The 26,744-nt window shown below is 41.4% G+C and carries 28 protein-coding genes and 1 riboswitch; of the genes, 19 read left to right on the top strand and 9 right to left on the bottom strand.

Annotation, left to right across the window (positions count from 1 at the left end):
- The first annotated feature begins 56 nt into the window (after positions 1 to 56).
- The 8 genes from QI30_RS09850 to QI30_RS09815 all read left to right on the top strand — a co-directional run bounded on the left by QI30_RS09850 (position 57) and on the right by QI30_RS09815 (position 8,164).
- Complete coding sequence (locus QI30_RS09850) at positions 57 to 833, top strand: segregation/condensation protein A (protein WP_126990689.1); 777 nt, start codon at positions 57 to 59, stop codon at positions 831 to 833.
- Positions 805 to 1,395 carry an SMC-Scp complex subunit ScpB gene (gene scpB / locus QI30_RS09845; RefSeq protein ID WP_020189569.1) on the top strand — a complete coding sequence of 197 codons (591 nt, stop codon included), beginning with the start codon at positions 805 to 807 and terminating at the stop codon, positions 1,393 to 1,395. Before QI30_RS09850 ends, scpB begins: the two co-directional genes overlap by 29 nt.
- Before the next feature lie 77 nt (positions 1,396 to 1,472).
- The gene (locus QI30_RS09840) at positions 1,473 to 2,207 is read left to right on the top strand and encodes a pseudouridine synthase (protein ID WP_020189570.1); all 735 of its coding nucleotides are present in this window, start codon (positions 1,473 to 1,475) and stop codon (positions 2,205 to 2,207) included.
- Positions 2,208 to 2,303: 96 nt separating this feature from the next.
- Complete coding sequence (gene resA, locus QI30_RS09835; RefSeq protein WP_126990688.1) at positions 2,304 to 2,831, top strand: thiol-disulfide oxidoreductase ResA; 528 nt, start codon at positions 2,304 to 2,306, stop codon at positions 2,829 to 2,831.
- 11 nt (positions 2,832 to 2,842) lie between these two features.
- Positions 2,843 to 4,423 carry a cytochrome c biogenesis protein ResB gene (resB, locus tag QI30_RS09830; protein ID WP_370323608.1) on the top strand — a complete coding sequence of 527 codons (1,581 nt, stop codon included), beginning with the start codon at positions 2,843 to 2,845 and terminating at the stop codon, positions 4,421 to 4,423.
- A complete protein-coding gene (gene ccsB, locus QI30_RS09825; protein WP_126990686.1) occupies positions 4,413 to 5,597 on the top strand; it encodes a c-type cytochrome biogenesis protein CcsB in 1,185 nt (394 codons plus the stop codon). Before resB ends, ccsB begins: the two co-directional genes overlap by 11 nt.
- Before the next feature lie 67 nt (positions 5,598 to 5,664).
- Positions 5,665 to 6,384, top strand: coding sequence for a response regulator transcription factor (locus tag QI30_RS09820; RefSeq protein ID WP_020189574.1), 720 nt, complete (start codon positions 5,665 to 5,667; stop codon positions 6,382 to 6,384).
- Positions 6,374 to 8,164: an ATP-binding protein gene (locus tag QI30_RS09815; protein WP_020189575.1), complete on the top strand. Its 1,791-nt coding sequence runs from the start codon at positions 6,374 to 6,376 to the stop codon at positions 8,162 to 8,164. Before QI30_RS09820 ends, QI30_RS09815 begins: the two co-directional genes overlap by 11 nt.
- A gap of 100 nt (positions 8,165 to 8,264) precedes the next feature.
- On the opposite strand, the gene QI30_RS21230 is transcribed toward QI30_RS09815, so the two are convergent.
- Complete coding sequence (locus QI30_RS21230) at positions 8,265 to 8,423, bottom strand: GNAT family N-acetyltransferase (RefSeq protein ID WP_126991029.1); 159 nt, start codon at positions 8,421 to 8,423, stop codon at positions 8,265 to 8,267.
- A 241-nt stretch (positions 8,424 to 8,664) separates the two neighbouring features.
- Positions 8,665 to 8,798: riboswitch (FMN riboswitch) on the top strand.
- Between the two features lie 175 nt (positions 8,799 to 8,973).
- Between QI30_RS21230 and QI30_RS09805 the strand changes: the two genes are divergently transcribed.
- Together QI30_RS09805 and QI30_RS09800 are read left to right on the top strand one after the other, a co-directional pair.
- Positions 8,974 to 9,558, top strand: coding sequence for an ECF transporter S component (locus tag QI30_RS09805; protein WP_020189576.1), 585 nt, complete (start codon positions 8,974 to 8,976; stop codon positions 9,556 to 9,558).
- Positions 9,559 to 9,612: 54 nt separating this feature from the next.
- A complete protein-coding gene (locus QI30_RS09800) occupies positions 9,613 to 9,831 on the top strand; it encodes a hypothetical protein (protein ID WP_126990685.1) in 219 nt (72 codons plus the stop codon).
- Between the two features lie 146 nt (positions 9,832 to 9,977).
- Here the strand turns inward: QI30_RS09800 and QI30_RS09795 are convergent, their stop codons facing one another.
- From QI30_RS09795 to QI30_RS09785, 3 genes are all read right to left on the bottom strand, one after another.
- Positions 9,978 to 10,532 carry a biotin transporter BioY gene (locus QI30_RS09795; protein ID WP_126990684.1) on the bottom strand — a complete coding sequence of 185 codons (555 nt, stop codon included), beginning with the start codon at positions 10,530 to 10,532 and terminating at the stop codon, positions 9,978 to 9,980.
- Between the two features lie 120 nt (positions 10,533 to 10,652).
- On the bottom strand, positions 10,653 to 11,543 hold the full coding sequence (locus QI30_RS09790) for a LysR family transcriptional regulator (protein ID WP_126990683.1): 891 nt from the start codon (positions 11,541 to 11,543) through the stop codon (positions 10,653 to 10,655).
- A gap of 60 nt (positions 11,544 to 11,603) precedes the next feature.
- Positions 11,604 to 12,182 carry a metallophosphoesterase family protein gene (locus tag QI30_RS09785; protein ID WP_126990682.1) on the bottom strand — a complete coding sequence of 193 codons (579 nt, stop codon included), beginning with the start codon at positions 12,180 to 12,182 and terminating at the stop codon, positions 11,604 to 11,606.
- A 114-nt stretch (positions 12,183 to 12,296) separates the two neighbouring features.
- Here QI30_RS09785 and QI30_RS09780 point away from each other — a divergent pair, with 114 nt between their 5' ends.
- Complete coding sequence (locus tag QI30_RS09780) at positions 12,297 to 13,655, top strand: NlpC/P60 family protein (RefSeq protein ID WP_233600566.1); 1,359 nt, start codon at positions 12,297 to 12,299, stop codon at positions 13,653 to 13,655.
- Positions 13,656 to 13,734: 79 nt separating this feature from the next.
- Positions 13,735 to 14,925 carry an MFS transporter gene (locus QI30_RS09775; RefSeq protein ID WP_126990680.1) on the top strand — a complete coding sequence of 397 codons (1,191 nt, stop codon included), beginning with the start codon at positions 13,735 to 13,737 and terminating at the stop codon, positions 14,923 to 14,925.
- A 46-nt stretch (positions 14,926 to 14,971) separates the two neighbouring features.
- Here the strand turns inward: QI30_RS09775 and QI30_RS09770 are convergent, their stop codons facing one another.
- The 3 genes from QI30_RS09770 to QI30_RS09760 are packed head-to-tail and all read right to left on the bottom strand — an operon-like array spanning position 14,972 to position 17,028.
- Complete coding sequence (locus tag QI30_RS09770; protein ID WP_233600579.1) at positions 14,972 to 16,159, bottom strand: EAL domain-containing protein; 1,188 nt, start codon at positions 16,157 to 16,159, stop codon at positions 14,972 to 14,974.
- A complete protein-coding gene (locus QI30_RS09765) occupies positions 16,125 to 16,481 on the bottom strand; it encodes an MHYT domain-containing protein (RefSeq protein ID WP_126990678.1) in 357 nt (118 codons plus the stop codon). The genes QI30_RS09770 and QI30_RS09765 overlap by 35 nt, the downstream gene beginning before the upstream one ends.
- 1 nt (position 16,482) lies before the next feature.
- Positions 16,483 to 17,028: an MHYT domain-containing protein gene (locus QI30_RS09760; RefSeq protein WP_158621024.1), complete on the bottom strand. Its 546-nt coding sequence runs from the start codon at positions 17,026 to 17,028 to the stop codon at positions 16,483 to 16,485.
- A gap of 352 nt (positions 17,029 to 17,380) precedes the next feature.
- On the opposite strand from QI30_RS09760, the gene QI30_RS09755 reads away from it, so the two are divergent.
- From QI30_RS09755 to nikC, 5 genes are all read left to right on the top strand, one after another.
- Positions 17,381 to 18,388, top strand: a complete 1,008-nt coding sequence (locus QI30_RS09755; protein ID WP_126990676.1) for an ABC transporter ATP-binding protein — start codon at positions 17,381 to 17,383, stop codon at positions 18,386 to 18,388.
- The gene (locus QI30_RS09750; protein WP_020189585.1) at positions 18,363 to 19,364 is read left to right on the top strand and encodes an ABC transporter ATP-binding protein; all 1,002 of its coding nucleotides are present in this window, start codon (positions 18,363 to 18,365) and stop codon (positions 19,362 to 19,364) included. Before QI30_RS09755 ends, QI30_RS09750 begins: the two co-directional genes overlap by 26 nt.
- 11 nt (positions 19,365 to 19,375) lie before the next feature.
- Positions 19,376 to 20,983 carry an ABC transporter substrate-binding protein gene (locus QI30_RS09745; RefSeq protein WP_126990675.1) on the top strand — a complete coding sequence of 536 codons (1,608 nt, stop codon included), beginning with the start codon at positions 19,376 to 19,378 and terminating at the stop codon, positions 20,981 to 20,983.
- 115 nt (positions 20,984 to 21,098) lie between these two features.
- Entirely contained in the window at positions 21,099 to 22,103 is a 1,005-nt protein-coding gene (locus tag QI30_RS09740) for an ABC transporter permease (protein WP_020189587.1), read from the top strand.
- Between the two features lie 11 nt (positions 22,104 to 22,114).
- On the top strand, positions 22,115 to 22,996 hold the full coding sequence (nikC, locus tag QI30_RS09735) for a nickel transporter permease (RefSeq protein WP_020189588.1): 882 nt from the start codon (positions 22,115 to 22,117) through the stop codon (positions 22,994 to 22,996).
- Positions 22,997 to 23,076: 80 nt separating this feature from the next.
- Here the strand turns inward: nikC and QI30_RS09730 are convergent, their stop codons facing one another.
- Both QI30_RS09730 and QI30_RS09725 read right to left on the bottom strand, forming a co-directional pair.
- Positions 23,077 to 23,859 (bottom strand): enoyl-ACP reductase FabI, encoded by a 783-nt coding sequence (locus QI30_RS09730; protein ID WP_304999926.1) that lies wholly within the window; start codon positions 23,857 to 23,859, stop codon positions 23,077 to 23,079.
- 88 nt (positions 23,860 to 23,947) lie between these two features.
- Positions 23,948 to 24,196: a ferredoxin gene (locus QI30_RS09725; RefSeq protein WP_020189590.1), complete on the bottom strand. Its 249-nt coding sequence runs from the start codon at positions 24,194 to 24,196 to the stop codon at positions 23,948 to 23,950.
- A gap of 105 nt (positions 24,197 to 24,301) precedes the next feature.
- Here QI30_RS09725 and QI30_RS09720 point away from each other — a divergent pair, with 105 nt between their 5' ends.
- The gene (locus QI30_RS09720) at positions 24,302 to 25,318 is read left to right on the top strand and encodes a helix-turn-helix domain-containing protein (protein WP_126990673.1); all 1,017 of its coding nucleotides are present in this window, start codon (positions 24,302 to 24,304) and stop codon (positions 25,316 to 25,318) included.
- Complete coding sequence (locus QI30_RS09715) at positions 25,319 to 26,743, top strand: RecQ family ATP-dependent DNA helicase (RefSeq protein WP_233600564.1); 1,425 nt, start codon at positions 25,319 to 25,321, stop codon at positions 26,741 to 26,743.
- Position 26,744: the final 1 nt, after the last annotated feature.

The following is a 26,744-nucleotide window of genomic DNA, read 5'->3' as shown; positions in this document are numbered from 1 at the left end:
TTGCTTCCTTTCCTCTATACTTTAGATTGAATCTATTTTTTGTCAGGATGATGTGTATGTCTTACGAGGTAAAACTGGACGCTTTTGAAGGTCCTCTGGATTTATTATTACATTTAATTCACCGCTTGGAAATTGATATATATGATATACCAATGAAACAGATTACTGCTCAGTATATGGAGCATTTACGAGCGATGCAAGTACTAGAGCTAAATGAGGCAAGCGAATACTTAGTGATGGCCGCAACATTGCTTGAAATCAAAAGTAAAATGCTGCTACCGATTCATGAAGGAGAGCTTGATGATATCGAGTTAGATGTCGATGAAGTCGATCCACGTGATGAATTAGTTGCCCGCTTAGTCGAATACCGTAAATTTAAAGAGGCGGCGTTCCAGTTAAAAGAACGCGAGCAAGAGCGCGTGCAAATGTATACGCGTCCGCCAACTGATTTGTCGCAATATATGGAGGAAGAACAGTTACAGCTTGAGCTATCGGTCAATGTCTATGATATGGTAGCAGCCTTCCAAAAAATGCTGAAGCGAAAAAAAATGCGTGCACCACTCGCAACGCGTGTCGCAAAACAAGGGCTAACCGTAAAACAACAAATGCGTACCGTTATCGATGCATTGCGTACGATGCAGGGGCGCGCAGAATTTCATGAGCTTTTTCCATCAGATGACCGCGAAACGCTTGTTGTGACGTTTTTATCGCTATTAGAATTAATGAAGCGTCAAATCGTTTCGGTAGAGCAACAACAAAACTTTGAGCAATTATTTGTTCAATTACGAGAGGAAGACATCGACGATGAACAATTTGACAACATTGATGAGTAAAATAGAAAGCTTATTGTTCGTTATTGGTGAGGATGGGCTGACATTACATCAGCTTGCCCAGTTAACAGATAGTGAGCCGACGGAACTACAAGAGGCATTAAGTGAATTAAAAGCACGCTATGATCACGACGAAGCGCGTGGCATTATGTTAAAAGAACTTGCAGGTACGTATCAGCTCATTTCAAAACCGGCGAACGCAGAGGTAATTGAGAAGCTTGTGGAAAACCCACCGGCACAGAGTCTATCCCAGGCGGCACTTGAGGTATTAGCAATTGTGGCGTATAAGCAGCCGATTACACGTGTAGAAATTGAAGATTTACGCGGCGTAAAATGTGAGCGTCCACTGCATACATTGAATCAAAAGCTATTAATTCAAGAAGTGGGCCGCGTAGAAGGGACAGGTCGTGCCATTTTATACGGCACAACGACTGAGTTTTTAAACTATTTTGGCTTAAATCGCATCGAAGATTTACCACCGCTTGAAGTGGAAGAATTTGATATAGAAGAAGAGCAAGACTTATTTATGTCAAAATTCCAAGAAGCTTTTGCGCAAACAAAATAGCTTTTTTATGAAAAGTCTTGTAAAGTAGTACAAGCAATACAATACCGTCGGGAGACGATTGAGAGGATTTTTTAATAATGGAACGTTTACAAAAAGTAATTGCGCATGCAGGTATCGCATCGCGCCGTAAAGCAGAACAATTAATTTTAGATGGTCAAGTGAAGGTCAACGGTAAAGTTGTCCGTGAGCTAGGCACGAAAGTAACACCAACTGACCGAGTTGAAGTTGATAATGTGAAAATTGAACAAGAAGACAAAGTATACTTCTTATTATATAAACCACGTAATACAATCTCAGCTGTAACAGATGACCGTGGTCGTGATACAGTTGTTGATTTATTCAAACAAGTGAATGAACGTATTTTCCCAGTAGGACGTCTTGATTTCGATACGACTGGCGCGCTTATTTTAACAAATGATGGTGAATTCGCTAATGTGTTAACACATCCAAAATACAATGTGGAAAAAACATATATCGCGACAATCAATGGTTTAATTAAACGTGAAGAGATTCGTAAATTAGAGCGTGGTGTGATGCTAGAAGACGGAAAGACAGCACCAGCTAAAGTACGCGTGATTTCATCAGATGCGAAAAAAGGAAAATCAATCGTATCATTAACAATTCATGAAGGCCGTAACCGTCAAGTACGTCGTATGTTCGAGGCAGTCGGCTACCGCGTGAGCAAGTTAAAACGTGAACAATTTGGCTTCCTAACAACATATGGCTTAAACGCTGGTGACTGGCGTGAATTAACACCGCATGAAGTAAAACAACTTCGTGCACTTGCGCAAACAGGTAAAATCGGTAAATAATAAAATGAGCGGATAAAGTCGAAATGTCGATTTTATCCGCTTTTCTTCATTTTTTGTACATAATTGAACGTTATGATAGTCAGGGAGGGATAGAGGATGAAGAAAAAGCGTGCATGGATACGTGGCAGCATCATCGCGATTTTAGTGGTGGCCATTATTTATACGGTCTATAGTGCGGCAACAAAAGAGGAGCGTGCTGTACTACAAGTCGGCGATACGGCGCCGAATTTTACACTACAAGATGTTGATGGAAAGCAGCATACATTGGCAGATTATAAAGGCCAAGGTGTTGTACTTAATTTCTGGGGTACGTGGTGTGAGCCCTGTAAAAAGGAAATGCCGGCATTTGATAAACATTACCAAACGTTTAAAGATAAAGGCGTCAAGCTACTGGCTATTAATGTTGCGGAGTCAGACTATGCAGTGAAAACATTTATTAAGCAATATGGGATGACGTTTCCGGTAGCGATTGATACGTCAAAAAGTGTGTTGCGGGCGTATAATATCGACCCGCTGCCAACGACGATGCTTATTGATGAACATGGGAAAATCGTTAAAATTATTACCGGTGAAATGACCGATGAAGAGATTAAAAATAATATGAAGATGATTCAGCCGAACTAGAGGTGGAAGACATGAAGTGTGATTGTGGGCATACGAATCCGCACGGCGCACAGCTTTGTGAGCGTTGCGGAAAGCCCTTAACGACAGAGCTTGATATGCGCTATGACGGCGCAGTAATTCGTTCAAAAACGAAAAAGAAAACGCTCATCGATAAAATATGGGCGCTCTTTGCCAATGTGAAATTTGGGGTGCTGTTAATTGTGTTGACATTGATTGCGGCGTCACTCGGTACCATTTTGCCGCAAGTATTGTTTGTCGATACTTCAACGTTTGCATCTCCAAAAGAAGCCTATACCCAAACATATGGTGTCTTTGGGACGATTTATTATACGATTGGCTTTGCGGACTTATACAATTCCTGGTGGTTCCAAACGCTCGTGTTAGCGCTTGCGGCATCGATTGTCATTGCAAGTATTGACCGTGGGGTGCCATTATTTAAAGCATTGTTTAATCAGCGTGTTACAAAGCACGATAACTTTTTAAAGCGCCAGCGCTTTACGCTAAAGGTACCAAGTGAACAACTAACGCTAGAAGAAGCGGCCCGCGTATTAACAACGAAGCGCTACCGCGTTCGATTAGAGGATAACGCGCTATTAGCCGAAAAAGGCCGTTTTGCACGTTTTGGCCCGTATATTAACCATGTCGGGCTACTGATTTTTTTAAGCGGTGTTATGCTTCGCCTCGTACCAGGCTTTTATGTCGATGAGGAGCTATGGGTACGCGAAGGAGATACAACGGCGATACCAGGTGCCGCGGGGTATTTCGTGGAAAATAAAGCGTTTATATTAGAAACGTATGACGGTGAACGTGTTGAAAATGCCGTGAATTCCGTTGCGAAAAAATACGAAACGAAGGCGGTCATTTATAAAGGGGATACGCTTGCTGGTGATACTGCAAATCTTCAGGAGTTAAAGCAGGCATCCATTCAGGTCAATCATCCAGCGAAGTTTGATGGCTATGCGCTGTATCAAATGGATTATCGCCTCGATGAATTAAAAACGATGACCTTTCAATTAACGGAAAAAAAATCAGGTAAATCTCTTGGTGACGTAACGATTGATTTAGCCAATCCGCAGCAGCGCTATGCATTAAAAAATGGCGCACGTGTCGAACTTGCGGGCTATTACCCCGACTTTGATGGCTTTGATGCAGATGGTGCCCCACAAACCAAATCGCCAAACCCAAATAACCCGGCCTTTTTATTTAACATGTATACAGCCGAGACAAAGCAAGGTGAAACGAGCTTTGTGCAAATTCAAAAGACGAGCGAGCCTTTAGGGGAAACGGCGTATAAAATGGTCTTTAAATCAGCAGATACGCGGGATATTACAGGTCTTAAAGTACGTAAGGATGTGACCATGCCCATTTTAATTGTTGGGGGGATCATCTTTATGCTGGGCGTTATCATTGGCTCTTATATGAGTCATCGTCGCATTTGGATAAAGCAGACACCAGAAGCCTATTTACTCGCAGCGCATGCGAATAAAGCAGGTTATGCATTTAAAAAAGAGCTTGCCGATATAACTGAAAAATTAGCGCTGCCTTCATTTGATGACAAGCGCGAAAAGGAGGGCGATAACGATGCTTCTTAGTATTAGTAGTACATTATTATTCACAGCGTTTATTTGTTATTTAGTCGCAACATTGTTGTTTGGCGGTGCTGTTCATGGGAAGAAAGAGCAGGAGAAGCGTTCTCATTTGCGCTTTTCAAAAGCCGCCATTGTTGTAAGTATCATTGGCTTTACCGCAAATGTTGGCTATTTTGTGACGCGCTGGCTTTATACAGGGCATGCCCCTGTTAGTAATATGTTTGAATTTACGACGGCTTTTGGCATGTGTGTCGTCGGGGCCTTTTTAATTTTATATGCGTTGTACCGCGTGCCATCGCTTGGATTAATTGCCTTACCGGTTGCGATTATTATTATCGCCTATGCGAGTATGTTTCCGCGCGAGGTAGCACCGCTTATTCCGGCACTGAAAAGCTACTGGCTAACGATTCATGTGTTAACGACCGTGATTGGTGAAGCCATATTAGCGATTAGCGCCTTTAGTGGTCTGATTTATTTACTAAAGGTGATTGATGTATCCAAACGTTCGATGGAGCGCTTTTGGCTAGAATTTATCTTGTATACGCTCGTTGTTGTGATCGGTTTTGTGGCGATTACAAGCTATTTCAATGCGATAGGATACGAGGCAAGCTATACATATGTTGATAAGGAGGGCGAAAGTGCTGCGATTACGTATCACACGCCAGCGCTTATTGGCATGCATCAATACGACGCACAAACAACAGACGCATTCGAGCCACTTGTTGAAGTACCAGCATGGATTAATGCGAAAAAATTAACGACGGTCATTTGGTCATTGCTTGCTGGGACCGTTCTATATGGTGCGCTACGCATACTTTTACGCAGACGACTCGCTGCGGTATTGCAGCCGTTCGTTCAAAAAACGACATTACCCCTACTTGATGAAATAAGTTATCGCTCAGTATTAATCGGTTTTCCGGTCTTTACACTCGGCGCATTAATTTTTGCGATGATTTGGGCACAGGAAGCCTGGAGTCGTATGTGGGGATGGGACCCGAAAGAAGTATGGGCACTCATTACGTGGCTCTATTATGCCGCCTTTTTACATGTACGCCTATCGCGTGGTTGGGAAGGGAAACGCTCAGCTTGGTTAGCGGTTTTAGGCTTTGCGATTATTATGTTTAACTTAATTGCGGTTAACTTAATTATTGCAGGGCTGCATTCCTATGCCGAGTAGATGATTTTCTTTTCATTTTGAAAGGGTAATTGTACAATAGAAGTAACGCAATCTAGGAGGGATCAGCTTGGAAGAGCAAATTAGAATTTTAGTCGTGGACGATGAGGATAGAATCCGTCGTTTATTGAAAATGTATTTAGAACGAGAAGGATATGAGGTGGACGAAGGTGAAAACGGTGTGCAAGCTGTTGAAATGGCTTCAGCCCGTGATTATCATGCCATCGTGTTAGATATTATGATGCCAGAAATGAATGGCTTAGAGGCGTGTGCCGCAATCCGCGAAACACAAACAACGCCAATCGTTTTACTGACAGCTAAAGGGGAAGAAGCAAACCGTGTCGAAGGCTTTGAAACAGGCGCTGACGATTACATTGTGAAACCATTTAGCCCACGTGAAGTCGTGTTACGTATTAAAGCGATTTTACGCCGTTCTGCTACAACATCGCCAATTTCAACAACGGCTTCATCAAAAGATTTAGTCGTTTTTAAACATTTAACTATCGACCATGATGCGCACCGCGTGACAGCAGATGGTACCGAAGTAAACTTAACACCGAAAGAGTATGAGCTACTATACTTCTTAGCGAAAGCACCGGACAAGGTATTTGACCGTGAGCAACTGTTAAAAGAAGTATGGCATTATGATTTCTTCGGCGATCTTCGTACAGTAGATACGCATGTGAAACGTTTACGCGAGAAATTAAATCGCGTATCTGAAAGTGCAGCGAAGATGATTGTTACAGTATGGGGCGTTGGCTACAAATTTGAGGTTGTAGATGAAGATTAACGTTTGGAATAGTATTGTCGGGAAGCTATGGGGAACCATATTGCTTCTCGTTTCATTTGTACTGTTTGTTTTTACAGTACTGATGCTTGAATTTCTAAACAACTACCATACACAGCAAGCTGAAAAAAACTTAAAGCAAGAGGCGGCCGTCGTCGCGCGTATTATGGACGACCACCACTATTCCGTAAAAGAAACAAAAAGTATTTTATCGGATATTATTAGTGACGAAACGAATGCACTCGTTGCTGAAAAACAAGGTGATGTCGTCATTTCACTACAGTCTGGTGAAAATCGACAAGCCATTCGAGATGAAATTACACAGTCGGCGAAGTTAAATAAGGCATTTACATCAAAGACACCGGTTATTAAAGAAATGATGCTGCCATCGTCGACTGAAAAAAATAAAAAAGAATCGTATATTGTGATGGCGTATCCAATTGAAACGACATCGGCTGAGCATGGCGTCATTTATATTTATCAAAGTCCAGATGCCATTCACCGTACGACCGAGCAGACGACAAAAATTGTTTTCTTAGCAGCGGCGATTGCGCTCGTTTTGACGACGCTATTTACGTTCTTCCTATCATCGCGTATTACACGTCCGCTACGAAAAATGCGTGAAGCGGCGTTTGATTTAGCGAAGGGGAAATTTGATACGAAGGTGCCCGTTTTTCAAAACGATGAGATTGGGCAGCTTGGCACAGCCTTTAACCAAATGGGTCGTCAGCTAAAACATCATGTTGAAGTCATTAATCAGGAGAAAGAACAACTCTCAAGTATTTTGACGTCAATGACCGATGCGGTAATTACGTTTAATAAGGACCGTACTGTGTTATTAAGCAATCCACCAGCGGAGCTATTGCTACAAGATTGGTTCCTAAATAAAGGCAGCGATAGTGAAAAGCCACTACCAATTGAAATCTATCATATGCTTGACCATGTGCTTGAGCTTGAGGAGCAGTTAGAAGAGGAGCTTGAAATTGATAGCGTGTATTACATCATTTCAATTAGTCCTCTTTATAGTGCGAGCAATAAGGTACGCGGCGCGGTAGCGGTTATTCGTGATCAAACGGAAGAGCATCGCCTTGAAAAACTGCGTTCCGATTTTATTGCCAATGTATCGCATGAGCTACGAACGCCGATTTCGATGTTACAAGGCTATGCAGAGGCAATCGTTGATGACATCGTGCAAGATGAGCAAGAGCAAAAGGAAATCATCCGTATTATTTACGATGAATCACAGCGCATGGGCCGTCTTGTAAATGATTTACTGGACTTAGCACGTATGGAATCAGGGAATATTACATTATATGAAGATGTTTTCCCAATTAATCCAACCTTTGAGCGTATTACGCAAAAATTTGTGCAGCGTGGTCGTGAAAAAAATATTGATGTATCGTTTGAATCTGCGTTTACGAATGAGGCGACGCTACTTGTCGACCAAGACCGCATTGAGCAGGTGCTGACGAATTTAATCGATAATGCTATTCGCCACACGCCAAATGGTGGGCATGTGAAGGTGCTTGTTGACCAACAAGTGAATTTTGCGCGTATTCGCGTGCAAGATGACGGGGCAGGAATTCCAAAAGAGGACTTACCGTATGTCTTTGAGCGCTTTTATAAGGCGGATAAAGCACGTACACGCGGCAAGGCGGGCACAGGACTTGGGCTTGCCATTGCGCGTAATATTGTCGAAGCACATAAAGGTCGTATTTTAGTTGAAAGTACGGTCGATGTAGGCACGACATTTATATTCTATTTACCATTAGAGCAAATATAAAAACACGAGTAGCGACAAAATCGCTACCCGTGTTTTTTTATAATTTTTTTTAAAATGCTCAGAGCCAGTCTGTGGGAAATGTCGCCGTACATACACTTCCTTAAAGCCGAGCCAGCGCTTCCGCTTCTACTAAAAGCGTTTTACCATATCCTTTTTTGCGGTAATATTCATCAACGATTAAATAAACAATTAGCATCCACTGACCGAAAATCTCGCCCGCAAGCCCGGCAATGAGCTGTTCGTTGTCGCAAATCGTAATTGTAAAGTCACGCTGCGTGCCTCGGTCGAGATAGCATCATTATGTGCGCGCGGTTTTTGGTGAATGTTCTCGCACATCGTGTCATTTCTTTTGATTGAAATAAACGGGTTTATTCAATTACCTCGCGCAAGGTATACCCAAAAGTTTAAGTCTTAAAAAAAAATATCTCGAATTTAAAGTAGTTGCACTTTACAAATTCCAAGTTGTTATGTATGATAAAAGTGTAAAAAATAATAATATGATTCATCTTCGGGGCAGGGTGTAATTCCCGACCGGCGGTAAATAAACAGTATTGTTTAAAGCCCGCGAGCCGTAAAACGCTGATTCAGTGAGACTCTGGAGCCGACAGTATAGTCTGGATGGGAGAAGGTGAAGGTACAGCACTTAAACGAGCAATTTTGCTCATTAGGTCGCTTATTTGACGATGCCTTATTCTCCCTTATGTTGCGACTGCACATAAGGGTTTTCTTTTATAAATGGCAACTACAAGTAAGTAAGCTGCATCTTTCCTTTTTGTGAAGTGAATCGCACAAAAGGAGTGCTTTGACAAATGAAAAACACGAAATTACAAAAAATGACAGCTGTTGGGATGCTGTCAGCAATCGCAGCATTACTCATGCTGTTCCAATTCCCACTACCACCGTTTCCAGCCTTTTTGCAAATTGATTTTAGTGACGTGCCAGCATTGCTTGCAACCGTTACATTAGGACCCGTAGCCGGTATTGGCGTTGCGTTCTTTAAAAATGTCATCAATTGGTTTATGCAAGGAAGCCCAACAGGTGTACCAGTCGGACATATCGCAAACTTTGTAACAACGTTATTATTCATCATGCCAGTGTACTTCATCCAACGTCGTATGAAATCGAGAAAAGGTTTAACATTCGGTTTAGTGACAGGAACAGTAACAATGGCAGTAGGCATGAGCTTACTAAATTACTTCGTATTTATGCCGATGTACAACTATTTCCTAAACATGCCTGTTGATACAGGTGCTGTTTTAGTGAAATCAATCGCAATTGGGATTTTACCATTTAATATTTTAAAAGGTGTTATCCTAACGGTTGTTGTCATGGTGTTATTTAAAGTGTTACACACATGGATTGAAAAACAACAACGTTTGCACTTAAGTAAATAATCAAAAAGAGAGTCGTTACTACGGCTCTCTTTTTTACATAATGGGGGAATTCGCTTGGTAACCGGTATACGCTATAGTTTACTAATGGGACTTATTCTTTTTATTGTTGTCGATGTGTTTTTAGAAAAAATGCTTATTACTCAATCGATTGAATGGATCGTCTTTGTTGTGCTGCTCTTTTTAGCAGTAGAGGCATGGATAAAGCATTATCGTTTCATTACCATTGCCTTCATGGTATTAGCGCTAGCGCTTTTCTTTTTAAAATTAGTGTAACGAAAAAAGAGGCTGGGACAAAATACGTCATTTTCCTTTTTTAGCGTTCGCAACGAAAAACCGGAACCGCGCTACCGCGCAATTCCGGTTTTTCTTATGCTCATATGAACGGTCGTTTGTATACGTATGTCAAAGCCTCTTTTGTATTAAACCGTTTTCGTTTCAAGCAAACGGATTTTTACTAAGCGTTCACGTACAATCGAGCCAACCCAGCCTGCAATAACGGCTTTTAGTAAGCCTACAATGATAAATGGTACCGTGCCTGACAGTACGGCTTTCATCCATGTTAAATCTGCCAGTACTTTTAGCCAAGCTGTCCCAAAGGCGAGTGTAATAACCATACCTAAAATATTAGCGATAATGGCCTGCGCTTTTGAATAGCCAAACTTTTTAAAGTAAAGTCCCATCGCCAGTGCTTGCACGATAAAGCCAGCAATATAGCCACCTGTTGGCCCTAAAATAATGCCAATGCCTCCAGTCATACCGCTAAAGACCGGCAAGCCGATAGCGCCAAGTAATATGTATAACACAACAGATAATGTGCCATAGCGTAGGCCTAGAATCGTTACCGCTAATCCAACGGCTAATGTTTGGCCGGTAATCGGAATTAGTGGTAACGGAATCGTTAGCTGGGCGAAAATCGCAATAATGGCGGCAAATAGTGCGGAAACAATCCACATTTTTAATTTATGATGTTGCATAAACGACACCCCTTCGTTTGGAATGACTTTATCATAGCGAAAGAGAACATTTTAGTCAACCCGTTTTTATTATAGGTTTACTAAAAAAGAGTTCAACTACGATGTAGTTGAACTCTTTTTTTAAGATGGCTGCTGTTTATCGAAATAATCAAAAATAAATTGTTGGAACGCTTTTGCCGCAGGGGACAAATAACGCCCCTCAGACCAAGCCATACCGATAATTCGCTCAGCATTCATGCCTGTAATATGAAGCTTTGAAATGCCTTTTTGGTTAATTTCAAGGCCATCCGGTAAAATCGAAACGCCAAGACCTGCAATAACAAAGCCGGCAACTGTCGATACTTCATCGCCCTCAAATGTAATATGCGGCTGAAACTTTGCTTGCTCAAATAAATGATCTGCTTGTAGGCGTAAGGCATAGCCAGGTTTCATTAAAATAAAGGATTCATTTGCAAGCTCGTGAATTGTAATGCTTGAACGCTTGGATAATGGATGGTCGCTTGGGACGATGGCGAATAATTCATCGCGCCATAATTCGGTCCAGTGAATTGGTTTTGGCACGTCCATTTTCGCCATTAAGCATAAATCTAAATCACCTGATAATAAATGCTTCAATTGTAAATGTGTATAGTTTTGCTTCAATGAAAAATGAATGTCTGGATGCTTCGTTCTGAAAAGACGAATTAAATCCGGCACAATATTTGTCCCGAGTGTGTGTAAGAAGCCAAGAGAAATTTCGCCATGATTTGGATCGACTAATTGTTGTAGTTCCTTTAAGCCTAATTGATATTCATTTAAAATACGTTCTACACGATGCTCAAATAGCTCCCCGTAGCGATTTAAATGAATCGAGCGTCCTTGTCGTTCAAATAGTGGGACGCCAAGCTCATCCTCTAATCTCGCAATCGAGCGACTAAGCGCAGGTTGTGAGATTGATAACTTCTCAGCCGCTTTTGTCATATGCTGAATTTTTGCGAGCATTTGAAAATACTCAAGTTGTTGCCATTCCACCAAATTACCCCCATGTGAAGCATGTCATTACCTTCATAATATGGAAACTGTGCAGATAAATCAAGCTTTCATAAATGTAATAGTACGTGCGCTCGAATCATAAAGCACCCATTCGCGGTTATCGACAACAGAACCAACATTAATACCGTATTTCTTCTTTTCTAGTAGAATCGGCTCGCCAAATGTAAAAGATTGTGGCTTCTTTTTACGATATAGTACAGAGTCGTGACTATGGCCAAAAAAGACGAGCGTATCGTCTGGTAAATGCGTTGTGAGCGGCTGCCAATCTGCTGACCATTCGAATTGATGCCCATGAATGAGACGAGCGCCATCGATAGGCATGACAAGCGGTAAATGATTATATAAAGAAAGTCCGGTCGCGCGCATAATACGTTCTTCCTGATTGCCACGAATTGAGGGAAATGTCAGCATTGATTCAAACTGTGTCGAATTCTCCTGTGCGTCAGTCAGTGGCAGTGGTGCTGTTAATGTCGCTACTTTTTTCTTGCCGATTTTGCATTCGTATAAATCGCCCATACCAATAATGGTCGGTGTATCAGGAATCGTTTGAATTTGGTGGAAAACAGCTTGTAAATCGTCGATACTCGAATGAATATCACCAATTAGGGCATATTTCATGTAAAAAGACCTCGCTTTTAAAAAATAGTAATCAAATTGTATCATAACGGCTACTTTAAAGAGCTAGTTTTGTATGTCATTTATGCTATGATAAACGATAGATAGGGGTTGTGAATGATGAAAAAGACACGAACAATGGCCGTCGTATTGACAGCGGTTTTAGCGACAACCTCGCTCTATCCAGTAGCGAGTGACGCCAAAACGTCGACACAATTAACAGCCGATAAAAAAGAAATTGATGCACAAATTAAAGCGTTAGAACAAGAAATGACGACGATGACACAACAATTCGATACATATGTCGCGCAGTATGACGCATTGCAAGAAGAATTACTTGATTCAGAGGCGGATATTGCGGTGACGAAAGAAGAGTTAAGTGACCGCCAACAAATTATTGCCAAGCGTATGAAAGCGTATCAAGCACAGGATTCGACCTTTAGTCCATACGTAGAAGCCTTTCTTGGCGCCGATAGCTTTACAGACCTTGTGACACGTACATTGTCCGTAAAAAAAATTATTGATGCCGATGAATCGATGCGTATAGAACAGCATGCACAATCATCAACCTTTAAAAAACAGCATACCGCATTAGTAAAAAAAGAGAAAGAACTTGAGCAGCAATTTCAAATGATGCAACAGCAATACGAGGAAATGACGGTGAAGCGTGCGGAAAATAAGGCAGCATCACTAGCTTTAAAAGAAAAAATTGCGACAAAAAAAGAAAAAGAAAAGCTGGCGAAAAAGCAAAAAAAAGCCGCAAAACAAGCGGCAAAATTAAAGCAAATGCAACAGCAACAGCAGGAAGCGATTGAAAAAGCGCAAGCGGAAGCAGCAGCACAGGCAGCACAAGAAAAAGCGCAAGCAGAGGCTGCCACAGCGGCACAGCAACAAGCGCGTACGGTAACAACTGACAATACGGACGTAGCGACTGCGACGGACACAACGGAAACTGCAGATGCGACAAAGACAACAGATACAAAAGCGGCTGCAGACACAACAATCAATACAGCAACAGTTTCCACTGAAGGCGGCAATGCTGGTAATACGAATTTTGGCGCCAAAACAACCGATGCCGATCAGCAAACGCCAACAGTTGAAGGCAGTGCAACGGCAAAGGGGATTATTGCAGAGGCGAGTAAATATATGGGTACAGCGTATGTTTGGGGCGGAAATAAGCCATCCACAGGCTTTGACTGCTCGGGCTTAACGAGCTGGTCCTTTAAAGAAAACGGCGTTACGATTCCACGTACGGCTGCACAACAATATGCTGCTTCGACAAAAATTAGCGCATCTGAAGCGAAGGCTGGTGATTTAGTATTCTTTAGCTATGGTAAAGGTGTCGCACATGTCGGGATTTATTTAGGCGATGGGCGGATGCTAAACTCGCAAAATCGTGGTGTTACAATTGATAAATTGGCTGGGCACTGGAGTCAATATATTGTTGGCTATGGTCGATTTGCTGGGGTGAATTAACATGAAAAAAGATGGAATGTATGCAAACGTGTACGTTTCATCTTTTTTTTGATTGAAAGTCAGTTATTCCTAGCGTACGATGAAGAAAGGATTTTTACTAAGGAGGGATACTGTGAGAGGATTTAATCCACTAATTTGGCTTGTGTTATCGAATTTATTAATCGTTTTTTTAGGTATTGGCTTAATTGTACCGGTCATGCCGACGTTAATGAATGAAATGGGCTTGAGCGGCGCTACAATGGGCTATTTAATGTCCGCATTTTCGATCACACAATTAATCTTTTCACCACTTGCGGGGCGCTGGATTGATCGCTATGGACGTAAGAAATTAATCGTTATCGGCATGATTATTTTTGGCTTCTCAGAATTGCTGTTTGCCGTCGGAACACATGTTGGTGTGTTATATGCGGCACGATTTATTGGCGGAATCAGTGCAGCTTTTATTATGCCTGCAGTTACCGCCTATGTTGCGGACATTACGACGATTGAACAGCGCTCAAAAGCAATGGGACTCGTTTCAGCTGTCATTAATACCGGTTTTATTTTAGGGCCAGGCATTGGCGGGTTCCTAGCGCAAATTGATACACGCATGCCATTTTATGTAGCCGCGGCACTTGGTTTTGTCGGGGCAGTAGGTTCCTTATTCGCCTTAAAGGAAAGCAATTATGTGGCAAGTGAAAAACAAGCGAATGGCAATACACAGCAATGGAAAAAACTTTTATTACCATCCTTTGCAATTCCCTTTATTGTTATTTTTATTTCCTCATTTGGCCTCGCAACCTATGAAACCGTGTACGGATTATTTTTAGATCATCAACTAAATTACTCAGCCGGAGATATTGCGACATTGCTAACCGTAAGTGGGATTGTCGGAGCGGTATTCCAGCTATTTTTATTTGATGGCTTAACACGTAAAATGGGCGAAATCAATTTGATTCGTGTCAGCATGCTTATTGCAGCGCTCTTTATGATTTTTATGATTAAATCCAATTCCTATGCGGTCATTTTCTTCGTTACAATTGTTGTATTTTTAACATTTGATTTAATTCGTCCAGCACTGACGACGTATTTATCTAAAATTGCTGGTAATGAACAAGGCTTTGTTGGTGGCATGAACTCCATGTTTACGAGTATCGGTAATATTGCGGGACCTGCTATAGCCGGCATTTTATTTGATATGGAAGTACATTTACCGTATTATTTTGCGATGATTGTGCTAGGTCTAAGCTTTATCATTACACTTGCATGGAAAAAACCAAAAGAGCTATAACATTCAAAAAGCCGGAATTGTCATGACGATTCCGGCTTTTTGAATGTTAATATACGAATTGTTCATGAAACTGCTTATGCCAAATTTGCAATGCTTCAAGCGGCAAGGGCTTTGAATAGTAGTAGCCTTGAATAATGGGGTTTTCACAATTTTTCAGTAAATAATTAATTTGTTCATTCATCTCCACACCCTCGATAATCAAATGAACATTTAATGACTCCGCAAGCTGAATCATCGATTGTAAAATCAATGTGTCTTTTTCACATGTAGGTACATCATCAATAAAGGCTTTATCGATTTTTAACGTTGTAATTGGAATACGTTTTAAATAAGCGAGAGATGACACCCCTGTACCAAAATCATCGAGTGCCACTGAAAAGCCAAGCGTGCGATACATTGTTACGATATCTTCAGCTTTATCGATTTCACGAATGAAACTCGTTTCCGTAATTTCAAGCTCGATTTGCACAGGTGGAATATTGTAAAGTGCTGTCATCGTCAAAAGCGTTTCTTTTAGACGCGGTGATGTTAAGTACGGTCCGGGAATGTTAATGGCAACTTGTTGAGGAATGAACTGTTCCGTGACAGGCTGACTTAACATACGACAAACTTCTTCAATAATCCAATCGGTCAAATAAAATAGTTTATGATTAGCTTCTAAAATCGGTAAGAAAATAGTCGGCGCTAGCATGCCATAAACAGGATGCTGCCAACGAATTAATGCCTCAACACCAATAATTTGATTCGTTTTGGCTAATACTTTTGGTTGGTAGACAAGGAAGATTTCGTTATTTTTCAGTGCGTCATCTAAACCTTCTACTAGCTGCGTCGTAAAATTACGCGTATGCAATCGATGGTCATAATTGACGATGTGGAAATTTTTATGTGACGTGGTTGGATGCTCCATGGCAGCTTGCACATTTAAAAACATCCGCTCATAAGACTCATTATGCTCGTTTAGTGCAATGGTTGCGGTACCCGTAATTTTAAACTCATGTTTACCAAGGAATAGAGGCTTTTGCAAACGACGTTGAATGACTTCTAAATGTTGTTTTAATTCAATGGCTGCCTGATGATCCTTCGCGATAAAAATAAAGGATTGATCATCGATACGGTATAGCTTCGTATAAGGTGGCATATTATCCTTTAATTTTTTTGAAATTAATAGTAAGAGCTCATCTTCTAATTCGTAATTAAATTCATGATGGAAGCTTAATAAATTCGGGAATTTGATAAGTGCAATGGCATAAATTATGCCATTTGCCTTTTACTTTTTTTAAGAAATGGCGCCGATTTGGCAAATGCGTCAGCGTATCAAAATAAATGAAACGACGCTCCAAATTACGGTCGACAATACTTGCTGCTAATAATAAAGAAAAAATAATCGTTAAGCTGGCAATAATGGCGATAATCATAAATTGCATATCTTGTGTGTGTGATATCACATTCATTGGCTCAGATGATGTACGTACGAAATGGACGCTTGCCATACCGATGTAATGTGCCGCCGATGTTGCACAGCCTAGCAAAAGAGCGGTTATAAATTTTGAAACCATACTAGATAAAGGTTTTTTTAGCTACATTATGTAAAATAAAGATGGCTAAAATTGAAATTCCTCCAGCTGCTATAACTGATAGAATCACAAGCCATAATGTGTACTGCATGATTACAGGATGTGTAGGTGTAATCGCTGCCATTCCAAGGTAATGCATGGCGATAATGCCAAGGCCCATAAAAAAGCCGCCCATAAGCAACATACGCGTGTTTGTTCGTGGCTGATTCGCTACATAAAAAGCTAAAAACGATGCAATAAATGCAGGAATCATTGATGCAATTGTTAGCGGATAGTTATGATGAATCGTAATCGGTAATTGTAAAGCGGTCATACCGATAAAATGCATGGCCCAAATGCCGAGCCCCATCGCGATACTTGCCATGATGAGCCAGGCAGTAGGATTAATTAAGCTATTCTTCCCAAGCCGTTGACTAAGTGACACAGCGGTATAAGAGGCGATGCAGGATGTTAAAATTGATAGTAAAACGATCAGAATCGCATAGTGTTGCTGGATTTCTACTAATGCGTTATTCGCATGAAACCACAAGTTGATCGTCTCCATTCTTTCCATAAGTTCAAATTTATCTTTTCTTAAATATCCTCTTTTTAGTAAAATACTCCCTTTTGACAGAAAAAAATAAAGTTTAAAAAAACGAATAATTTAGAATTTTAAGTGATTTTTTTCCTAAATGATGTATAGGAACAGTATATAACCAAAATGATTCGGTTTACATACATTGCATTAAAAAAATATATTGCGAAAACAGAAAAAACAACCAATAAATGGTATTAAATATAATTAAAGGTATAGAAGAAAAGTATTGCCTTTTTATGCAAGTTCCTTATAAAATAGTGGAAAATAGTTTTTTTATCAAAACACAGAAAGGAGAGAATATGCATTGAAAAGAGAATTATTGCGTGTAAGTGAGCTTGAAACGACTTTTTTTACGGATGATGGACCAGTGCAAGCTGTTGATGGCGTATCATTTTCTCTCTATGAGGGGGAGATTCTAGGCGTTGTTGGAGAATCTGGCTGTGGGAAAAGTGTCACATCTTTATCGATTATGGGACTAATTCCATCGCCACCTGGTAAAATAACAGGCGGTGAAATTGTATACAAGGACCAAGATTTAACAACATTTTCTCAAAAAGAATTCCGAAAAATTCGCGGGAAAGATATCGCGATGATTTTTCAAGAGCCGATGACATCACTGAATCCATTATTTACAATTGGCAGTCAGCTTACCGAAGCCATTTCCATTCACAATAAAGAGTGGTCGAAAAAGCAAATTCGTGCGCGTGCCATTGAGATGATGAAACTTGTTGGACTACCGCGAGCAGAAGAATTATTTAAAGATTATCCACATCAATTATCAGGTGGTATGCGGCAACGTGTCATGATTGCGATGGCACTTGTGTGTGACCCGGCGATTTTAATTGCAGATGAACCAACAACAGCGCTTGATGTAACGATTCAAGCGCAAATTTTAGCGTTGATGAAAGATTTAAACCGTCGTTTGAATACAGCCGTCATGATGATTACGCATGACCTCGGTGTCGTAGCGGAAACATGCGAGCGTGTGGTCGTGATGTACGGTGGCAAAATTGTCGAAGAAGGACTTGTCGATGAGATTTTTAAAAATCCACAACATCCGTACACAAAAGGTTTAATTCAATCGATTCCAGATATGCGCTATAAAAAGCAACGTCTTTATGCGATTCCAGGGAATGTACCAAAACCAGGTTCTGTGACGCAGGGTTGTCGATTTGCGGAGCGCTGTGAGTTTGCTTTTGAGCGCTGCCGTTTAGAAGAGCCCATGTTATACGTCGTGTCGCCAGAGCATAAATCACGCTGCTTTTTAACGGAGGAGGTGGTAGCGGATGAACGAGCCGTTATTGAAAGTTGAAGGATTAAAAAAGTATTTTCCGGTTCAGGCAGGGGTTATTACACATACAGTTGGGCATGTAAAGGCTGTTGATGATGTGTCCTTTGAAGTATATGAAGGTGAAACGCTTGGTATTGTCGGCGAATCAGGATGCGGGAAATCAACGACCGGACGTATGTTAATGCGTTTATTAGAGCCGACAGAAGGCAATATTACTTTTTCAGGGCATAAAATTTCAGAATTATCTAACAAAGAACTACGTGCAGTGCGGCGTGACATTCAAATGGTATTCCAGGACCCGTATGCGTCGCTTAATCCACGTCATACGATTGGCAAGATTTTAGAGGAGCCACTTATTGTCCATGGTATTGGCAATGCGAAGGAGCGCAAAGAACGTGTGATGTCACTTCTCAATATTGTTGGGCTAAGTGATTTTCACGCCAAGCGCTACCCACACCAATTCTCAGGTGGGCAACGTCAGCGCGTCGGTATTGCACGGGCGCTAATGACAAATCCAAAGCTTGTTATCGCCGATGAACCTGTATCGGCACTCGATGTATCTGTGCAGGCGCAAGTGTTAAATCTGATGCAAGATTTACAGCGGGAGTTTAAGCTGACGTATATTTTTATCGCTCATGATTTAGGTGTTGTGCGTCATATTAGCAATCGTGTCGGTGTGATGTATTTAGGGCATATTGTCGAGCTAGCTGATAGTGAAAGTTTATATGAGGAGCCACTTCATCCGTATACACAGGCACTTCTTTCTGCTGTGCCGATTCCGGACCCGGATTTTAAACGAGAGGCAGAGCTCATTAAAGGCGATATCCCAAGTCCATCCAATCCGCCAAGCGGCTGCACATTCCATACGCGCTGTCCGCATAAAATGGCTGTTTGTTCACAGCAAGTACCCGTCTTTAATGAAATCAAACCAGGTCATTCTGTGGCGTGCCATCTTTATGATGAAGCACATCGCAATGATATAAAACAATCGAATTAAGGGGGATTTTTATGAAGAAAAAAAGTTTACTCGTTGTATTAGTCGCGATGCTTGTTTCAATCGTATTAGCTGCATGTGGCGGCTCTGGTGAAAAATCATCAGATGGTGATTCAAACAAAGGCGACAGTGAGGGCGGCGGCACATTGATCTTTGGTCGTGGCGGCGACTCTGTGTCACTTGACCCAATTACGGTAACAGATGGGGAATCATTCGCCGTAACACAAAATATTTTTGAAACGCTTATCCGCTTTGGTGAGCAAGATACAACACTGCAACCAGGCTTAGCAAAAGAGTGGAAAGTATCAGATGATGGGTTAGAGTACACATTCACATTACAAGAAGGTGTGAAATTCCATGACGGTACCGACTTCAATGCCGATGCAGTGGTGAAAAACTTTGAACGCTGGATGACAGGTGATGCAGAAAAATTTCCTTACTTCCAATCAATGTTTGGTGGCTTTGAAGGTGAAGATGCAGCTGTTATTAAAGAAGTAAAAGCAGATGGCGACACAACAGTCGTAGTTACATTAAATAATCCACAAGCACCATTTCTTAAAAACTTAGCGATGAGCCCATTCGGCATGGCATCACCAACAGCATTCGATAAAGAAGGCGACAAATTTGGTGATAATCCAGTTGGTACGGGTCCGTTCAAATTCGTATCATGGAAACGTAATGATAGCGTAACGGTTGAGAAAAATGCAGATTACTGGAAAGAAGGCTTACCAAAAGTAGATAAAGTCGTCTTCAAATCAATTCCAGATAACTCAACACGTTTAAATGCGTTAAAAACAGGTGAAATCGATTTAGCGACAGGCATTAGCCCGTCAGATTCAGCAAGCATTGAAGCAGATAGCAACTTACAATTAATCGAACGTCCATCATTAAATGTTGGTTACTTAGGTATGACGGTAACACGTAAGCCATTTGATGATAAACGTGTACGTCAAGCTGTAAACTACGCAATTGATAAAGAAGCGCTTGTGAAGGCATTCTACGAAGGCAAAGCAGATGTTGCATCAAACCCAATGCCACCAGCAGTATCAGGCTTTAACAAAGACATTTCAGCATACCCATACGATCCAGAAAAAGCGAAAGCATTATTAAAAGAAGCGGGCTATGATGGCAAAGAAATCGAATTATGGGCAATGCCAGTACCACGTCCATACATGCCAGATGGTCAAAAAATTGCAGAAGCAATCCAAAAGAACTTAGATGATGTTGGCATCAAGTCAAAAATCGTAACGTATGAGTGGGCTACGTATCTTGATAAAGCAGCAAAAGGAGAAGCAGATGCATTCCTATTAGGTTGGACAGGGGATAACGGCGATGCGGATAACTTCCTGTACACATTATTAGATGAATCAAATATCGGTAGCAATAACTACACGTACTTCAAAAACTCAGAAACACATAAATTATTATTAAAAGCACAAAAAGAAACAGATGAAGACAAACGTAATGCATTGTACGAAAAAGCGCAAAAAATCATTCATGAGGAAGCGCCTTGGGTACCACTTGCTTATTCAACACCAATTTTAGCAGGTAAGAGCACAATCAAAAACTTCAAGCCGCATCCAACGGGCTCAGATATTTTTGACACAATTGAAGTGAATTAATCCTTAGGGGGTGTCCTACAGTGCCGGCCTTTACAGTGAGTTGATGCCTTGCATCGAACAGCTTGTAAATGCATCGCGTAAGGCATCCTCTTTCAAATGAGAGAGGTGACGGCCAATGTTGAGTTATATCGGAAGACGCTTATTGCAATTAATTCCTGTCCTTTTAGGGATGACGTTTATCGTCTTTCTAATTATTCGAGCAATACCCGGAGATCCGGCACAAGTTATTTTAGGCCAGCAAGCGACAGCAGAAGCGGTCAAGGCGTTACGTGAAAGTTTAGGTTTAGATAACCCATGGTACGTGCAATATTTCCAGTATTTAGGTGAGCTATTACGCGGTGACTTAGGTACATCAATGCGAACACGCGAAGCCATTTCAACAGAGATTTGGCCGTATTTAGCGGCGACGATTGAGCTAGCATTTTGTGCAATGGTATTAGCAATCGTTATTGGCGTGAATGCGGGCATTATTTCCGCGTGGTTCCAAAATTCATGGTTCGATTATGCAGCGATGATTTTAGCATTAATCGGTGTATCGATGCCCATCTTCTGGTTAGGGCTAATGTTCCAGTGGGGCTTTTCCATTCAGCTCGACTGGCTCCCAACATCTGGGCGTGAAGATGCGCGGAATCCCGTTGAGCCGATTACGCATTTGTATTTAATTGATACGCTCGTCCAGGGGCGCTTTGATCAATTCGGCGATGTCGTGAAGCATTTAATTTTACCGGCACTGGCGCTTGCGACGATTCCAATGGCCATTATTGCGCGAATGACACGCTCAAGTATGCTTGAAGTAATGCGTGCGGATTATATTCGTACGGCACGTGCAAAAGGTCAAAAAACATTTTTAGTCGTGTATAAGCATGCATTGAAAAATGCCATTATTCCGGTATTAACGGTCATCGGACTACAAACGGGTTTACTATTAGGGGGCGCCATTTTAACGGAAACAATCTTTAGTTGGCCGGGCGTTGGACGTTATATTTACGATGCAATTGGCTTCCGTGATTACCCAGTAATTCAGGCTGGTATTTTAATTATTGCGTTCTTGTTTATTTTAATTAATTTAATTGTCGATATTTTATACAGCTTTGTTGATAAGCGGATTAAATATAACTAGGAGGGATTTCAATGGCTACACAGCAAACACTTTCTACCGTAAAAGCAAAAGAAGCAGGGCCGTGGCTTAATGCATGGCGTAGCTTTAAGAAAAGCAAAGTATCCCTCATCGGTGCAGGGATTGTACTCGTGTTTATTATTTTAGCCATTTTGGCACCGCTTATTGCGCCACAAGGCATTAATGAACAAAATTTAACACAGCGCTTGCAGCCACCGTCTGGCACACACTGGTTTGGTACCGATGATTTTGGCCGCGATATTTTCTCACGTGTTTTGTACGGTGCACGGATTTCATTATGGGTCGGCTTCTTCTCAGTGATTGGCTCGATTGTTGTCGGGAGCTTACTCGGTATTTTAGCGGGCTACTATGGCCGCTGGGTCGATACGATTATTTCACGTATTTTTGATATTATGCTGGCGTTCCCAAGTATTTTACTAGCGATTTCAATCGTGGCGGTACTTGGCCCATCACTTCAAAATGCGTTAATTGCCATTGCCATCGTTAATATTCCGAACTTTGGGCGCTTGATTCGCTCTAAAGTGCTGAGTATAAAGCAAGAGGAATACATTACATCAGCAAAAGCGATTGGTATGAAAGATGCGCGAATTTTATTTAAGCATATATTGCCAAATTCGATGGCACCTGTTATCGTGCAAGGGACACTTGCTGTAGCGACAGCGATTATTGAAGCAGCGGCACTTGGCTTCTTAGGCTTAGGTGCACAAGCGCCAACTCCTGAGTGGGGAAAAATGCTTGCGGATGCGCGCGTTTATTTAGTGAATGCCCCGTGGACGATGATTTTCCCGGGTATTGCGATTATGTTAACGGTACTTGGCTTTAACTTAATGGGTGATGGGTTACGCGATGCACTCGATCCGAAAATGAAAAACTAAAAAATCGTGACTGATAAATTCTCAACAAAAAAAAGGAATCGCCAACGCGCGATTCCTTCTTTTTTATGTTTATAAAGAACTTAAATACCTAAAATACTATAGCCAGCATCGACGTGAATCACTTCACCTGTCACACCAGTTGATAAGGCACTTAGCATGACGACAGACATATTTGCCACTTCTTGTGGTGTAATGTTACGACGTAATGGCGCAGCTTCTTCAATTTTATTTAAAATCTTGTTAAATGAAGGGACGCCTTTTGCTGCTAATGTTTTAATGGCGCCAGCTGAAATGGCGTTGACACGAATATTGTCTTGGCCAATATCACTTGCAAGATAGCGTACGTTTGCTTCTAATGCGGCTTTCGCAACACCCATGACATTGTAACCGTCTAATACGCGCTCAGCTCCAAGATAGCTCATCGTAATAATTGAGCCACCTTCTGTCATATAAGGGCGTACAAGTTGTGCGGCTTTAATTAATGAATAGGCGCTTGTATCTTGTGCAAAGGCATAGCCATCACGAGATGTTTCAACAAAGCGATTTTTTAAATCTTCTGCATGCGCGAATGCGACAGAGTGCACAAGTCCTTGAATCGTGCCGTATTTTTCACCAATGCTTGTGAACGCTTCTGTCATGCTATCGTCACTATTTACATCACATTGTACGATTGAGTAGCGGCTGTCATCATAATCAGCTAAAAGCTTTGTTAGTTTTGAAAGAGAACGTTCTTTACGATATGTGAAAATAATATGTGCTTCTGCATCAAATAAGGCTTTTGAAATATGCCATGCAATGCTACGGTCATTGGCAACACCCATAACGATTACGTTTTTATCTTTTAATTGTAAAATGTCCATAATGGCCTCCTGTATGTAACTTACTGTTAGTACCTGATACTAATATAGCATAAAAAAAAACGCCCTACAACCAATTTGTAGGGCGGAAAGATTATTCGTATTTTAACGCGTCACCGTCGAACGTTTCGTCTGCCACTTTGATTGAATCAGTTGGGCAGCCTTCAAAAGCGTCCTCCATATCTTCCATTAAGTCTTCTGGAATCTCAACAGTACCTGTGTTATCATCAAGAATAACAAATGCGATACCTTCGTCGTCGTAGTCATAGATATCTGGTGCAGCAGCGCCACAAGCGCCACAAGCGATGCAAGTATCTTTATCGACGATTGTAAATTTAGCCATCTCTAAATCTCTCCTTCTTTTCTTCGTTCTTATATTCACTATACTATTTTAAGTCGCTTTTTCGCACATTTCAACCTAAATTACTAGAACTGGGAGGAAATATACATGTTTGCTACTAAATTAATCGTGTCTATTTTTGCCCGATACAATAATCAGCGCGGATCATCTGCCGTTTATCACCTCTTTAAAGGGAAAAAATCTGGTCAGACGATTCAAGATGTCGGGCTTTTTCAACTGTATCCTTTTTTCAGTATAACACCAAAACTGACAAAGGCTCAATATGATACCTATATTGAGGAAATTTTTAACGCACAATTCATCCTTTTGACGGAGGAAAATGTCGTCGTGACCGATAAAGGACGTCAATTAATAGAAGATTTCCGTCCTGTAGGTTTCGATGGCTGGCATTATCGCGGGCGAGAGTCGGCGTTTTTTAAACGTTTGGCACTCGTTGTTCAAACGCTTTCGAATGCACCACATACGATGCGCTTTTTGCCGATTGAGCAAGACGGTGTCACACAGCGCTTTGTAAAAGATTATTTACGGTATCACGATTTCCAACAGCCTGCATTTCAACAACAGTTTACGACACAATTAATGGAGTTGGTTGCTAGCTTACCAGTCGAGGAGCGTTCAAAGCAAGTGTTAAGCTATCGACTAAGCGGATATCAACAAAGCGGTTATACATGGCAGCAACTAGCCGTTTTCTTAGACGAGGATATATTAAGCTTGCAGTTACGTTTTACTAGCTGTTTACATAGCATGATAAATGAAGTGCGCAATTATCCATTACTCGCTGATTTAGCGCAAAATATCCGGATTGAACAATTGTTAACACAATCGACACAAAAAACAGCTGACCTTTTTTATAAGGGCTATTCATTGGAGCAAATTGCGCAGTATCGTCGTCTAAAAACGAGTACAATTGAAGACCATTTAGCCGAGATGGCGATGAATGATCCACAGTTTCCATTGACGCAGTTTGTGCCAGAGGAGCTTGTACTAGCGATTCGTGAACGTACAAAGCAGCTACAAACGACGAAGCTACGCATAATTAAAGAGAGTGTTCCACAAGCAAGTTATTTTCAAATTCGTTTAGTGCTTGCGGCAAAGGGGGAATAAATGATGGAGTTACAACAAATTTTACAACAGCGCTTTGGCTATGATGCGTTTCGTGAGGGCCAGCAAGAAATTATTGAAGCGGTACTCAGCGGGCATGATACGCTAGCATTACTACCAACAGGTATGGGGAAATCACTCTGCTATCAATTGCCTGGGTATGTTGTGGAAGGAACCATCCTTGTCATTTCGCCGTTACTATCATTAATGCAAGACCAGGTGGAGCAATTGCGACAGTTTGGGGAAAAACGCGTGGCAGCACTGAACTCTTTTTTATCATTTGATGATAAACAGTTTGTATGGCAGCACTTCGATGCCTTTCGCTTTTTATTTTTATCACCTGAAATGCTTGCTAGTGATGCTGTAAAGAATCGTTTGCAACAGATGAAGCTAGGACTAATCGTTGTTGACGAGGCCCATTGTATTTCGCAGTGGGGCTTTGATTTCCGTCCGGAATATTTACAAATTGCAGAGGCACTTCCGAAAGAGCGGCCACCAATTTTGGCGCTTAGTGCGACTGCAACGAACCAAATTATGAGGGATATTACGCATTATTTAGGCATGGAAAAAGTATCGACATTTATTCATTCAGTTGACCGTAAAAACATTCATTATGAAGCAGTTGAAACGACATCGTTTGAGAAGGCGAATGCCATTATTCAGCAAGTTACGCAGTTTGAAGGACCCGGCATTATTTATACGCAGTCGCGTAAACGAACGATGGAATATGCGTCCATGCTGCAACAAGTAGGTATCCGTGCTACTTTTTATCACGGTGGTATGGAACAGCAGGACCGCATGTTTGTACAGCGTCAGTTTATGCATGATGAAGTAGACTGGATTTGTGCGACAAATGCATTTGGTATGGGGATTCATAAAAATAATATCCGTCAAATTATTCATGATCATCTGCCACAAAATGTCGCAAGCTATATGCAGGAAGTTGGACGAGCAGGGCGTGACGGTGGTGAGGCGCTAGCGACGCTTTACTATGAAAAACGTGATGCGGAGCGTACGCTTGAAATGGCAACACTTGATTTACCAACAGATTGGCATATTTCGCGTTACATGGCGTGTGAGGAGCCACAGCAGCTTGTTGAAGCCGGAGAAATGACCGAAACAGCTTTTCGTGTCCTGCACTATTGGATGCATCAGCTAGCTCCTTTACAAGTGTCACAAAAAATTCAAGAGCTAGCGTCAGAAAAGCAACAGCAGGTGATGGCCCTTGCAAAAATTATCACAGCGCCATGTATTCGCACACAATTAGTAGCCTATTTTGATGAGGAATTGCTAGAAAAACCAAAAAATTGCTGTTCAGGCTGTGGATTGCAGAAAAGCGAGATTTTAGCACCATATATCGAAAAAAATGAACCAAAAGTATTGGAAAACTGGCAAAGGCGTCTCAAACATTTATTACCATTTAATTGAA

This window comes from Candidatus Kurthia intestinigallinarum, from assembly GCF_003991225.1.
Classification (GTDB): domain Bacteria; phylum Bacillota; class Bacilli; order Bacillales_A; family Planococcaceae; genus Kurthia; species Kurthia populi.
This window is presented reverse-complemented; position numbering and strand designations above follow the sequence as displayed.

Excerpts from the sequence above, each read along its gene's own strand:
- QI30_RS09850 (WP_126990689.1), top strand. The coding sequence starts at position 57 with ATGTCTTACGAGGTAAAACTGGACGCTTTTGAAGGTCCTCTGGATTTA.
- scpB (WP_020189569.1), top strand. The coding sequence starts at position 805 with ATGAACAATTTGACAACATTGATGAGTAAAATAGAAAGCTTATTGTTC.
- QI30_RS09840 (WP_020189570.1), top strand. The coding sequence starts at position 1,473 with ATGGAACGTTTACAAAAAGTAATTGCGCATGCAGGTATCGCATCGCGC.
- resA (WP_126990688.1), top strand. The coding sequence starts at position 2,304 with ATGAAGAAAAAGCGTGCATGGATACGTGGCAGCATCATCGCGATTTTA.
- resB (WP_370323608.1), top strand. The coding sequence starts at position 2,843 with ATGAAGTGTGATTGTGGGCATACGAATCCGCACGGCGCACAGCTTTGT.
- ccsB (WP_126990686.1), top strand. The coding sequence starts at position 4,413 with ATGCTTCTTAGTATTAGTAGTACATTATTATTCACAGCGTTTATTTGT.
- QI30_RS09815 (WP_020189575.1), top strand. The coding sequence starts at position 6,374 with ATGAAGATTAACGTTTGGAATAGTATTGTCGGGAAGCTATGGGGAACC.
- QI30_RS09805 (WP_020189576.1), top strand. The coding sequence starts at position 8,974 with ATGAAAAACACGAAATTACAAAAAATGACAGCTGTTGGGATGCTGTCA.
- QI30_RS09795 (WP_126990684.1), bottom strand. The coding sequence starts at position 10,532 with ATGCAACATCATAAATTAAAAATGTGGATTGTTTCCGCACTATTTGCC.
- QI30_RS09785 (WP_126990682.1), bottom strand. The coding sequence starts at position 12,182 with ATGAAATATGCCCTAATTGGTGATATTCATTCGAGTATCGACGATTTA.
- QI30_RS09780 (WP_233600566.1), top strand. The coding sequence starts at position 12,297 with ATGATGAAAAAGACACGAACAATGGCCGTCGTATTGACAGCGGTTTTA.
- QI30_RS09775 (WP_126990680.1), top strand. The coding sequence starts at position 13,735 with ATGAAGAAAGGATTTTTACTAAGGAGGGATACTGTGAGAGGATTTAAT.
- QI30_RS09765 (WP_126990678.1), bottom strand. The coding sequence starts at position 16,481 with ATGGTTTCAAAATTTATAACCGCTCTTTTGCTAGGCTGTGCAACATCG.
- QI30_RS09750 (WP_020189585.1), top strand. The coding sequence starts at position 18,363 with ATGAACGAGCCGTTATTGAAAGTTGAAGGATTAAAAAAGTATTTTCCG.
- QI30_RS09745 (WP_126990675.1), top strand. The coding sequence starts at position 19,376 with ATGAAGAAAAAAAGTTTACTCGTTGTATTAGTCGCGATGCTTGTTTCA.
- QI30_RS09740 (WP_020189587.1), top strand. The coding sequence starts at position 21,099 with ATGTTGAGTTATATCGGAAGACGCTTATTGCAATTAATTCCTGTCCTT.
- nikC (WP_020189588.1), top strand. The coding sequence starts at position 22,115 with ATGGCTACACAGCAAACACTTTCTACCGTAAAAGCAAAAGAAGCAGGG.
- QI30_RS09725 (WP_020189590.1), bottom strand. The coding sequence starts at position 24,196 with ATGGCTAAATTTACAATCGTCGATAAAGATACTTGCATCGCTTGTGGC.
- QI30_RS09720 (WP_126990673.1), top strand. The coding sequence starts at position 24,302 with ATGTTTGCTACTAAATTAATCGTGTCTATTTTTGCCCGATACAATAAT.
- QI30_RS09715 (WP_233600564.1), top strand. The coding sequence starts at position 25,319 with ATGATGGAGTTACAACAAATTTTACAACAGCGCTTTGGCTATGATGCG.